At 60.2% G+C, this 12,403-nt stretch carries 8 protein-coding genes and 1 pseudogene; 5 read left to right on the forward strand and 4 right to left on the reverse strand.

From position 1 onward, the window contains the following. Positions 1-94: 94 nt before the first annotated feature. Entirely contained in the window at positions 95-481 is a 387-nt protein-coding gene (locus FQ185_RS26520; RefSeq protein ID WP_149420040.1) for a hypothetical protein, read from the forward strand. A gap of 3 nt (positions 482-484) precedes the next feature. Here the strand turns inward: FQ185_RS26520 and FQ185_RS26525 are convergent, their stop codons facing one another. From FQ185_RS26525 to FQ185_RS26540, 4 genes and pseudogenes are all read right to left on the reverse strand, one after another. Continuing rightward, on the reverse strand, positions 485-1,912 hold the full coding sequence (locus tag FQ185_RS26525; protein ID WP_149420041.1) for a sigma-54 dependent transcriptional regulator: 1,428 nt from the start codon (positions 1,910-1,912) through the stop codon (positions 485-487). Further along, the gene (locus tag FQ185_RS26530) at positions 1,878-3,374 is read right to left on the reverse strand and encodes a sensor histidine kinase (protein WP_149420042.1); all 1,497 of its coding nucleotides are present in this window, start codon (positions 3,372-3,374) and stop codon (positions 1,878-1,880) included. Before FQ185_RS26530 ends, FQ185_RS26525 begins: the two co-directional genes overlap by 35 nt. A 125-nt stretch (positions 3,375-3,499) precedes the next feature. Further along, positions 3,500-3,997, reverse strand: a pseudogene (locus FQ185_RS26535) (SCO family protein); the annotation flags it as partial. A gap of 299 nt (positions 3,998-4,296) precedes the next feature. Beyond that, the gene (locus FQ185_RS26540; protein WP_149420043.1) at positions 4,297-5,745 is read right to left on the reverse strand and encodes a HAMP domain-containing sensor histidine kinase; all 1,449 of its coding nucleotides are present in this window, start codon (positions 5,743-5,745) and stop codon (positions 4,297-4,299) included. Positions 5,746-6,030: 285 nt separating this feature from the next. Between FQ185_RS26540 and FQ185_RS26545 the strand changes: the two genes are divergently transcribed. The 4 genes from FQ185_RS26545 to FQ185_RS26560 all read left to right on the forward strand — a co-directional run bounded on the left by FQ185_RS26545 (position 6,031) and on the right by FQ185_RS26560 (position 11,661). After that, positions 6,031-7,377, forward strand: coding sequence for a hypothetical protein (locus tag FQ185_RS26545; RefSeq protein ID WP_149420044.1), 1,347 nt, complete (start codon positions 6,031-6,033; stop codon positions 7,375-7,377). A 35-nt stretch (positions 7,378-7,412) separates the two neighbouring features. Beyond that, positions 7,413-9,659 carry an Ig-like domain-containing protein gene (locus FQ185_RS26550; protein WP_149420045.1) on the forward strand — a complete coding sequence of 749 codons (2,247 nt, stop codon included), beginning with the start codon at positions 7,413-7,415 and terminating at the stop codon, positions 9,657-9,659. A gap of 61 nt (positions 9,660-9,720) precedes the next feature. After that, positions 9,721-10,182, forward strand: a complete 462-nt coding sequence (locus FQ185_RS26555) for a curlin (RefSeq protein WP_149420046.1) — start codon at positions 9,721-9,723, stop codon at positions 10,180-10,182. Between the two features lie 27 nt (positions 10,183-10,209). Further along, complete coding sequence (locus FQ185_RS26560) at positions 10,210-11,661, forward strand: curlin (protein ID WP_149420047.1); 1,452 nt, start codon at positions 10,210-10,212, stop codon at positions 11,659-11,661. The last annotated feature ends 742 nt before the right edge of the window (positions 11,662-12,403 follow it).

Consider the following 12,403-nt stretch of genomic DNA (forward strand, 5'->3'; position numbering starts at 1 on the left):
TTTGTAAATCGGGCACCACGAACACGTGCTCGTACGGCAGCTATAGTTAATGGCCTTGGGGAAATGCGGGAAAACCGATTTCGCAGGTGCTGCCATGAAACAAACCGACCTGACGCTGTTGTTCACCCTCTGCCTGACCGCCGCAAGCGGTTTACAGGCGGCTGACGAGCTGACACCCACTACCGATTACAGCAGTGAGTTCAACTATTACGGGGACAACCAGCCTTTTGCCCATCCCGTTCCGCCGTCCATGAGCACGGTGCCACCGCGCTCATACATCCCGACAGCGCCCCAGGATTTCATCCCGATTGCGAGTCAGCATGAGTTCTACGACTCAAGATTGCCGACGGTAGCGGACGCCACCGTTCGAGTGTTCATCCGCGCCTACGATTCCGAGCGCGGAGTCTACGTGAACGAAGAAGTGCTTGACCCCACGTGCCTGCTCGAGTGCCTCAGCCGCCAGGGGCCATTGATGCATTAAACCTTACCACTGGCGTTTGTCCGGGCGCGCAAGGCCGAGTTTTTCGATCCGGTAACGCAACATGTCGCGGCTCAGGCCCAGCAACCGCGCGGACTTGGTGACGTTCCAGTCGGTCTTGTCGAGCATCTTGCGCACCATGTCGCGCTCCACTTCCGGCAGGTTCATCGACTCGGTGCCGTTGTAGACCGGACGCGGCTCGTGATGCTGCTCCTGCACAAACGCCGGCGGATCATCCACCAGGCTCAGGCAGACGTTCAACTGATGGGCGGCGATGCTGTCGCTCTGGGCCAGCAATACGGTTTGCTCAAGCATGTTGCGCAATTCGCGCACATTGCCCGGCCAACTGTAGCTGAGCAGCAATTCTTCGGCCTGGTTGCTGAAATGCAGGTGCGGCTTGCCATAACGTTTGCCGTGGATCGCCAGAAAGTGTCGAGCCAGCAGCAGGATGTCTTCGCCCCGGGCGTACAGGCGCGGCACCTTGATCGAGATGATGCGCAAACGAAAAAACAGGTCGCGACGGAACTTGCCCTGCTGGACCATTTGTTCGAGGTTGCAATTGGTCGCGCTGATCACCCGCAAATCCACTTTGCGCTCCTTCACCGAGCCGACCCGGCGAATGGTCCGGTCTTCCAGCAGCTTCAGCAGTTTGGCTTGCAGCAACAGGTCCATTTCACCGACTTCATCGAGAAACAGCGTCCCGCCATCGGCCGCTTCCACCAACCCGACACGACGGTCCTTGGCATCGGTGAAGGCGCCCTTCTCGTGGCCGAACAGCTCCGACTCCACCAGGTTGGAAGGAATCGAAGCGCAGTTGAATTCAATAAACGGGCCTTTGGCGCGAGGGCCGTCGAAGTGCAGCGCCCGGGCGACCAACTCCTTGCCGGTACCGGTCTCGCCTTCCACCAGTACGGGCGGCAGGTCGGTGTTGGCCATGCGGCGTTCGGCGTCGAGCAATTGGCCGATGGTGTTTTTCAGATAAAGCATGGGCGCCGATTCGCCGATCAATGCCTGCACCCCTGACTTTTGCGCTTCGCGCTCCTGATAGAACGACAGCGTGCGCTCCATTCGATCAGTGGCCAGGGCCTTGTCCAGCAGCAACTTGAGTTCCGGCAAGGCCACCGGTTTAGTGACGTAATGGAAAGCGCCCTCTTTCATCGCCACCACGGCGTCTTCGACGTTGCCGTAACCGGTCATCATGATCACTTTCAGATCCGGCGCGCTGATGCGCAGCTTCTGGATCAGGTCGTGACCGCTCATGCCCGGCAGCGAATTATCGGTCAGCACCACGTCAGGAACGAACGTGCTCAATTGCTCCAGTGCGTCCTCAGCCGAGTGGCAGACCGTCACCTCGAAGTCTTTGCGCTCCAGGTAGGTCTGAATATTCTCGGCCAGGAGTTCATCGTCCTCGACCAGCAGAATGCTGTGCTCCATATTCCCCTCCCGTTGCCACTTTGAAGTTGAGACTAACGCGGGTTCCTTCCTGCTCCTGGCTGGTCAATTGGACCGAGCCTTCGAAACGCTCCATTATTCTTTTGACCAGGGCCAGGCCAACGCCCAACCCTCCTTGTTTGGTAGTAAAAAACGGCTTGAAGACCATCAGTTGCTGCTGTTTGGTCATGCCTTTGCCGGTATCGCTCAGGACCATGCGCAAGTACCCGGGCGTTGGCGAATCAATATCAATACTCAGAACGCCGCCCTTGGGCATGGCTTCCAGCGCATTGGCAAACAGGCTATTGAGAATTTGCGTGAGCAACACCTGCTGGCTGACGATCGGTGGACAGCTTCGTGGCGTGAAGCGCACCTCGACGTTAGAGCGCTTGATCAATGCCTCGAAGGCACTCAGGGTGTCGTCGATGGCCAGCATCAGGGCCACAGTTTCACAGTCGTCATTCATCGGTCGCAACGACACCAGCAATTCGCGGACCCAGCGCGACATGCGATCGACCTGGTTGATGATGTCGCCGATGTTCTTCTGCGCGTTCTGGCTGGCGATTTCCTGGGCCAGTTCGGCGCTGGAACGTATGTTCGCCAACGGATTGCGCAGGCTGTGAGCGACCGCCGAGGACATTTCCCCCAGCGCGGCAAAGGTCTCGTTGTTGATCAATTGTTTCTGCTGGCTCTGCAGCAGTATTGCCGCACGCCGCACAATCCAGAACAGCCCCAGGTAGATGGCCGCCCCGCCGAGCAAGGTCGCCAGCCAGATCGACTTGAAGCCACGCTGGATGCGCTCCACCAGGTCCGCCGGTTCCTTGTAGATCTCCACCATGGCGATCACTTTGCTCTTGTCGGCATTGAACATCGGGATGTAGTTCTCGATGAACAAATACTTGGGTTCGCGCAACAGCATCTGTTCGGGGCGCTCTTCGTCGACCTGGTGGTAGCTGGTGGACACCGGCTCCTTCATTTCAAAAGATTCGTCCAGCTCCTCGTCGCCCTCGATGCGCACGCCGATCAGCTGCGGGTTAGTGGACCAGACCACGGTGCGATCCAGGGCGTATACCGTGGCCAATAGAACGTCCGGCAGATGCTCAATATGATCCAGAAACTCAATGCGTGAGGCGGCACGAGACGCCGGAGGCACATCCGGGTAGGCGTTGTCCTGACGCGGATCGAGCATTTCGCCCATGGTTCTGTTCGGGGCAATCGCGGCATGGCGAATTTCGGCATCACCAATGGCCTGAACGAACTGCGCCGTCAGCATGGAATCACGCTCAATGCTCTCATCGACCACGAAACGCGTGGAAATATAGCCCAGCCCCAGCGCCACGGCGGCGATGATGAAAAAGCTGCCCAAGGAAAACCAGCGCAACAAATTGAACTGTCCGCGCCAGCCCTTGCCTTCTGCTGCCGGCGTATCCGGCGCAGGTACTTTTTGTTGTTCCAGTATCTGCATGGGACCTTCCTGGATGCTTGCATCAAGCCCTTTTTAGCCGTGTTTCAGATCAGTGTAGGTGGCATTGATCGTGGCCGACGGCCCAATGATAGTAATTAGCCGCTATCGGGATTGAACCGCCAATGATTGCTGACGATCAGGCTCAGGTTGTGGTCCTTGCTGCGTCCGTTGTCGACGCCTTCGATAAACAGCCCGAGTTTTTTTCGCAGATCGGTGACCTCGGCGAGTTCCCCGGTGAGAAACTTCCAGCCCGGTCCGACCTTGAAGCGTTGTGCATAGGCCTTGAGCACTTCAGGCGTATCGCTCAGGGGATCGATGCTGATGGAGTAGAAAAAGATGTCCTGGCCGACCCGATCCCCCAGCAATTTCTGCACCTGACGCAAACGCGCGGTTTCCAGTGGGCAAGAGTCACTGCACGTAGTGAATATGAAATTGATCACCACCACTTTGTCCCTGATCAAGTCATCGAAGAAATGCAGCTGCCGACCGTCCTGATCGGTCAGCAGGGTGTTGGGGAAATAGTCGCCACCCCAGGGTGTCGTCGACTCCGGCGACGCCGAGCCTGGCGCAGCAACCTCGTGAGCCACCAGCACCTGACTGACCGGCAGACAGGTGACGAGCATTAATGCCCGAAGAGCGAGCCAGGTTGCTGGACTCAACGTTCTTCTCAAACGTACGCGCAGTAGCGGCAGGAGGCCGAACCGTTTGGAGGGAGGCTGCGATTTATTGTCCATCACCAGCCGCCTCGAAGGTCGTAAAGGGGAGTGATGGGGGTTTTGCAAGGATCTCGCCAGACCTGTAACAACTTTATACAAAAGCGTTAATGGTCGATAAAACAATGGCTTAACAACTTAAATGTGCCATTCGCGAGAAAAGCGACTGGGGGATGACACCCGCTAATGGGGAAAGCTCACACCCATGTTCAGGGCATCAACTTGAATGACAGACGGACGCTTGTGCCCTCGCCTTCACGGCTGCCCAGAGCCACTGCACCGCCGAAACGCTCCATGATGCGCTTGACCAGCACCAGCCCGACCCCGAGCCCGCCTTGCTTGGTGGTAAAGAACGGCCGGAAGGCCATGCTGCGTTGTTCCTCGGTCATGCCTTTGCCGGTGTCGCTCACCACCACGCACACGCCTCGGGAATCGGTTGGCTCCAGCGTGATGGTCAACGTGCCGCCCCGCGCCATCGCTTCCAGTGCGTTGGCGAGCAAACTGTTGAGAATCTGCGTCAACTGCACTTGCTGGCTCAGGACCATCGGTGTTTCTTTCGGCTCGAATACGACGTGGATCGAGGCTTTGGCAATCTGCTGCTCGAACGCCATCAGGCTGTCATGCAGTGCCGCCACCAGATTCACCGGCTCGGCCTCGTCGTTGATCGGACGCAAGGACTGCAGCAGCTCCCTTACCCACTTCGACATGCGATCCACCTGGCCGATGATGTCGTTGATGTTCTTGTGCGCCGCCCCATTGTCGAACTCCAGGGCCAGCTCGGCGCTGGAGCGGATGGTCGCCAACGGATTGCGCAAACTGTGGGCCACCGCCGACGACATCTCGCCCAAGGCGACAAAGGTTTCGTTGGTGATCAGTTGTTTCTGTTGCGCGGCGAGCAAAATCGCCGCGCGGCGCACGATCCAGTACAGCCCCAGATAAATCAGACCACCGCCCAGGGCGGTGGCCAGCCAGATCAGCACCAGGCCGCGCTCCATGCGACTGATCAGGTCTTTGGGTTCCTTGTAGATCTCGACCATCGCCGTGACGTTCTTGCCGTCGGCATCAAACAGCGGAATATAGTTTTCGATAAAAATGTATTCCGGGGGCGTCACAAACTTCTGTTCCATGCGGCTCTTGTCTACATCGTGATAGCTGGCCGACACAGGGGTTTTGGAGGAAAACGCCTGATCGAGGTCTTCATCGGAGTGGATCGTGGTGCCCATCAATGCCGGGTTGGTCGACCAGATCACCATGCGGTCGAGGGCATAGATGTTGGCCAGGATCACGTCCGGCAAGTGCTCGATATGGTCGAGGAATTCGCCACGGGCATTGGCGCGGGCCATCGGGTCGACCTCGGGAAAATCCTTGTCCTTGCGCGGGTCGAGCAACTCGCCCATGGTCCGCACGTTGGGAATAGCGACGTGGCGCACCTCCGCCGAGGCAATCGCCTGAATGAACTGCGACGTCAGCAGCGCATCACGCTGAATGCTTTCGGTAATCACGAACCGCGTGGACACCGACCCCAACGCCACCGCCACCGTGCCGATCACCGCCATGCTGATGAGCGAAAACCAGCGCAGCAGATTGAACGGCTGTTTGCGCGAGCTCAGGTGGACATCGCCCTCTTCGGGCTGGTGCATTTTTACGGGCATATCCATGGACGTTGTTCCCGACATTTCCCCTATAGGGTTATAGCCCACTAATGGCCGTTTGCCCGCCATTGGGGTTTCGTTCCCCGCCACCCTCCCCGTTATCCCCATCTGCCCCCAATGCTGGGGACAGTGGCCCTGTCCTCATGGCTGGTGCTCTGACGGCGCTGGCGCGTCACACGCCTTGGTTCCGGGCCTTTCACGGACGTTTTCGCCGGTTGGTATGGAAGTTGCCAAAACCCTCTTAACTGACCCATCTCCATGGGGCAGGCATTCCGATAGAGGGATTAACTCATGCACCCTTTACTGTCCAAAACCGCGGCCGCCCTGGTCGTTAGCGCACTGGCCCAAGGCGTCGCCCAAGCGGCGCTGTTTGCCGTCGACCCCGGCCCCTATATGCCAGCCAACGGCTCGTTCGCCGCCTGGTATCAGGACACTCATGGTCGAACCCTCGATCTTTGCCTGTCCAAGGCTGTCAGTTCCAGAGTTGCCAGTGCACCCGGTGCGCCGGCCTACATGTGCTTGTTGAATCCGACACCCGGCGTTTTCGACGACACGCAGCCCGTCGTTTTCCCGAGCAACTTTCCCGATGAGGCGTTCTGGTTCACCGGCGACGGCTCAATCGTCGACGCTGCACGAGGCATCGACCTGACCTTTGTCAGCGCCGTGGAAGCAGCCTTCGCCGCTGAAGAACCGGTAGAAGGCGACCAGGTCAGTTTTGGCCGCATCCGCATTCGGGTGGACGTGCCCACCGCCGGCGTCTACACCATCACCCACCCCTATGGCGTCGACATATTTGACGTTCCCGCCGGTGGAGGTCGCGCAATCAACATGACCCGCGACATCGGCATCGGCACGCCGAAAACCTACGACGGCGCACTCAAGAGTGACATCGGCCCGTTCCTGCGCAGCGTCAACGGTCCCTACACCGAGACCAACCCGGTCACCGGGTCGGCCGAGCAATTCGTGGGCGATCCGAACCTGGAAGAAGCCTTCACCGGCAGCCCTTTCAATACCAACTACATCCGCATCGAAGGGCCTAACGGTCTGGACTTGCGCACGACGGTCATGGCCATTTCCGGCAAGTTGTCGACCGTGGTCCGGCCAACTCCGATGATCACCGAGCGCAGCACTTACTCGCGCACGGCCGGTGAAAGCGCACCGGTGGCGCAGCAGGATGTGTTCGTCATGGCCCCACCGCCACCGGCCACCGTGACCCTGGACAGCAACAGCCCGGTGCTGAACCTGACCGAAGCTGATACCTCCGGCCGCTGGTACGCCCAGTCCGCAACCAACCCGACATTGCCAAGCAACCTGGTGGTGACCGCCGACAACCACCTGGCCATTCCCAGCAGCACGCCGACCACCCTGTCGATGCCACTGACGGACCTGGTGGTGATCCAGACCGCCCAGTACAGCTTGAGCACCGCGCAAATCACGGTAGTGGCCTCGACCAGCGATGAAACCTCGCCGCCGGTACTCACCGCCACCTCCGGCACCGGTGTCGCCATCGGCGCCCTGAGTGGCGATGGTGCATCGAAATCCCTGGTGACCGGCATTTCGCCGATTCCACCGGCCAAGGTTCGAGTGACGTCATCCAATGGCGGCAGCGACACCGAAGAAGTGGTCATCGTGCAATGAACGCTCACATGCCCAGATCCTCATCAGGAGGCATCATGAACAATTGGCCACGCCTGGCGCTCAACGCCCTGGGACTGACTCTATCGCTGTCCGGCAGTGCTTTCGCGCAACTCGCTGCCGTCGACCCCGGCCCATACACCTTTGCCACCGGGAAATTCCCGATGTGGTATCAGGACAACACTCTGCTGTCGCTGGAACTGTGCCAGTCGCGGGCGACCAGCTCGCGGTCGCCTGGCGCACCAGGCGCGCCCTCCTACATGTGCATCCTGAATCCGGAACCTGGGGTTTTCGACGACACCCAGCCGATGGTGTTTCCGGATAACTGGCCACCGGAAACGTTCTGGTACCTCGCCGAGACCACCATCAATGATGTCGGAGGCTATGGCGTGGATGCCTACGTGGCCGGGATCGAAGCGGCATTCGCTGCGGAAAACCCTGTCGACGGCGATCAGGCAAGCTTCGCGCGGATTCGTCTGCGGGTGAACGTGCCTGTCGCCGGGACCTACACCATCACCCACCCGTACGGCGTGGAAACGGTCAACGTCACCACGCCGGGCCGTCGGGCGATCAACATTACCCGCGACATCGGCATCGGCGCACCGGGCAATTTCTCGGGTGCCCTCAACGGGGAGGTCGGGCCATTCCTGCGCAGTGTCAACGGGCCGTACACCGAGGTGAACCCGGATACCGGCACCATCGAGACTTTCGTCGGCGATCCGAACCTCACCGAAGCGGTCACCGGCAGCCCGTTCAACAACAACTTCCTGCGTGTGCAGGGGCCGGCCGGGACCATCCAGACCGACCTCTTTACCGTGTCCGGCAAAGTCCTCGACGACCGTGCGCAAACCCCGGTGGAAATCGGCCGCGCCACTTACCGCCGCACTTCTTCAGGCCCGGACACCAGCAGTACCCGGGTAGAAGTGTTTGGCAAATCGACCAACGGCTCGAGCCTGTGCTTCCGCGAAACCGTGGCCCTGGTGGTCGGACCACCGCAGTCTCCCTGCCTGACCAACATGCTCGGCGACAACAATGGCCAGTTCTTCGGCCATCGCCTGACGGGTGCCACCGTGCCTGCGGTGGTGGTGGTCACCGCTACCGACCCGAGTGCCACCACCCGTCCAACGGCAGTGTCGAGCAAGGTCACCGACGTGGTGAAAATCCAGACGGCTCGCTACAACTGGAGCAATCACAGCCTGCTGATCGAAGCCACGTCGACTGACGAAGTGGCGGTGCCGGACATGGTCGCCCAGGGTTACGGGCGTCTGTCGAAGTCCGGCACGCTGCAAACAATCACCATCGCCGACCTGCTTCAGCCACCGGCTACCGTGACGGTCAAATCCGCCGCGGGCGGCAGTGACACCGAGCCTGTTGTGGTGGTCGGCGCGGCACCGGAAACCGGCGAGAACGAGGCGCCACTGGCGGTGGCCGACACCGGGAGCACCAGCTTCGGGGTGCCGATCACACTCAACCTGCTGACCAACGACAGCGACCCGGACGGCGACACGCCACTGAGCATCACCGCGCTGACCCAACCGGCCGCCGACCAGGGCACCGTGGCGTTGAGCGGCACGGCAGCGGTGGTCTACACCCCTCCAGCCGTGGTCACTGCACCGTTGACAACGACCTTCACCTACAAGGCTCAAGACGTCAAAGGCCTGGCCTCGACCGCTCCGGCGACCGTGACCATCACCGTGGCGCCTAACCAGTCTCCGGAGGCCGTCGCCGACAGCATCGCGACCCTGGGCGTGGCGGTACCGATCAACGTGCTGGCCAACGACACCGATCCGGAAGGCAACGTGCCGTTAGCGGTCGCCAGCCTGACACAGCCAGCAGCCGATCGCGGCACCGTCAGCACTGACGGGACGGTGATCACCTATACCCCACCGGCCACGGTCACGACGGCCTTCACCACGACCTTCACCTATATCGCCAGGGACAGCTTCGGCGCTCTGTCGACCCCGGCGACGGTCACGGTGCAAGTCTCGCCACGGCCTGCTGCGGAAACCTTCGCAGTGACAGCCGCCACGGTAACGGCACGCTCCAACAACCGCTTCAACTGGGACTTCACGGGCACCTCATCGGTGACCACCGGCAACACCATCACCATTCAGGTGACCACCCCGACCGGGCTGGTGACGCTGGGCACTACCACGGTGCCGTTGACTGGTCGCTGGAGACTGACGGTGAGCAACAGCACCACGGTGATCCCGTCGGCTAACCCGACCGCGACCATCCGCTCGTCCCAGGGCACCGTGCGCACGGTGTCGGTGATCTCGAACTGAGCCCTCGCCCCATCAACCGGAATTGGTTGATGGGGCCGGTCTCCCGGCACAGGACAACGCCATGAAAACGCCAACCGCCGCCCTGCTCTGCCTGCTTCTGCTCTACAGCAGTGCGGGCGTGCGCGCTGACGATTTGATGGAGAACGACGACCTGGCCCCCGGCGCCGACCTCGGCGAGTTACCACCACCGATTGGCCAGCAAGCACTGATCGACCAGAACGGCCAGGCCAACGTTGCGTTGCTGCAACAGAACGGCCAGTCGTTGCTCGGCCGCATCGTTCAGTCGGGCAGTAATCAGGAAGCCTACATCCTGCAACAAGGCAGCGACCTGATGGCACTGATCACCCAGCAAGGTTCTGGCAACAACGCCTCGATCACGCAAAACGGCAGCCACAACCGCGCGCAGATTTCCCAGAACGGCAATAACAACGACGCCAGCATCGACCAGGCCGGCACGGGGCTTTCAAGCGCCGTGACCCAGTCAGGGAACGGCATGAGCGTTTCGGTCAAACAATATCGCTAAAGCACCGCACCACCTGGAGGTTTCATCATGTTCAAACTGACGCCCCTCACCGCCGCCATTCTGGTCATTGTCAGTGCCCAGGCGATGGCCGACGACAGCCTTTCGACCCAAAACCAACTCGGCACTGCCAACATCGGTGATGTCAAGCAGATAGCGGCCCCGTTCAGCACCGCAACCCAAAATCAACTCGGCCAGGGCAACGACGCCGCCGCCGTGCAGGACAATGCCACCAGCATCATTACCCAGGACCAGATCGGTGATTACAACGCCGGTTACGCCGAACAGCTTTATGACAATGGCAGCACCATCACCCAGCAACAGGTTGGCGCCTTCAATACCAGCCATGCCAGTCAGTCGGTGGGTACCTTGGGCGGCAACCAGTCGTTGCAACAACAGCAAGGTACCGGCAACTTCTCCTTCATCTACCAGGAAAGCCAGGACGGCAATACCGCCACCTCCTTCCAGGTGGGTGACAGCAACGAAGCCTACATCGAACAGTTCCTGATCGGCGCCGGCAACAACGCAACCGTCATTCAATTCGGCACCGCCAACTACGGCACCGCCGAACATATCGGTCACCTGGCCGGCCAGATCAACATCAACCAGGCGGGCGAAGGCAACTACGCGTATGGCGACCAAAGCTACGGTGACGGCGGAACCGTGACCATCAACCAGCTCGGCGACATGAACGGCACCGAAGTCTGGCAAGACACCCAGCTCGCCAGCCAGGCCACCGTCAACCAGCTGGGCGTGAGCAACGAAACCATCGTCGACCAGAGCTTCGGCGAAAACAACGCCGTCCAAGTGCTGCAAGTCGGCGATGTCAACGCGATCTACGCCGACCAGTTCGATTCTGTTGGCTCGGTCCTGGCGCTGTATCAGCAAGGTAGCGGTAACGTGCACTTCACTTACCAGAGCGGCGACAGCCAAGTGCTCACCGCCACCTCGGTGGGTAACGACAATAAGGTCTACGCCAGCAACTGGAAAGGACCGCAATCAGGTGGCCAGTTCGGCACCAATCAACGCGCGACCGTCACTCAGGCCGGCAACGCCAACGTCGCCAGCTTCACCCAGGACGGCGTCGGCCAGATCATGACCACTCACCAGACTGGCACGGGCAACAAAACCACCGTCAGCCAGGCCGACTCCTACAACGAGCTGTACTTCGACCAGAACGGCAGCGACAACATCCTCATTGCTGACCAGCGCGGCACCACCAACCTGGCCCAGGGCAGCAGCACCGGTACTGGTAACAGCACCGAATTCAACCAGGAAGGCACCGGCAACCAGGCGTTCACCACGCAGCTGTATGGCAGTGACAACATGATCACGGTCAAACAGGCTGACACCATGAACGTGGCTTACGTGACCCAGGGCGGCACCGGCAACATTGCCAGTATTGATCAAAGTGGGGTGACACAGATGGCGACCGTGCAGCAGTTTGGTTCTGCCAACCAGGCAACCGTGCTACAGCAATAATCGCGCAGCATAGAAAAACCGCGGCCCTTTGGTGGGGTCGCGGTTTTTTTATGGGGCGGTATACATCCACTGAGTTTGGTTGCCCGCGAAGAACGATAACGCGGTGTAACTGACTGGCTGTTATTGCCGCTCCCCCTGTGGATCAAGGAATGCACCCCGTGACGCTCTGCGTCACATTCAAAAGCGCAACGCGGAGCGTCCCTGGCGGCATTCCTTTGCTGCGCGTGGAAACGATCAAACGATCAACGTACACCCTGCCCTTCACCACTCAACAGGCCGAGCGTTAGCTCGCCTGCAGCTCTTGATCTTGACCCATCCGCCCCTTCATCGGGAGGCCGAGTGGAGGTTCTGCGCAGTGGGCAGCCCGGCATGGATGCCGGGCTAGCCGCCCCCGGCCATGGATGGTCGATGGCGGCGGGCCCACGGAGCAGGACCGGAGCGAGGGAACACCGAGCCCAGGCGAGGGACCGGACGCTGGGGCAAAGCGTTTTGCTTACTTTTGGGCGTCTGCAAAAATGAGTCGCTGTAAGAGCGAAACCATAAGTGGCCGTTACCGCAGGAATGGATATGTACTCGGTCAACAAATAACAGGTCGGCTGTCAGGCCGCCTTCGCGAGCAGGCTCGCTCCCACAGTTGGATGGGGTACATCCGAAAAAACAGGTCAGCTCGAAGGCCGCCTTCGCGGGCAAGCCCGCTCCCACGGGATTGGGGACATCTGCAAAATCCCGGTCGGCTCGAAGG

The organism is Pseudomonas sp. ANT_H12B, from assembly GCF_008369325.1.
GTDB lineage: Bacteria > Pseudomonadota > Gammaproteobacteria > Pseudomonadales > Pseudomonadaceae > Aquipseudomonas.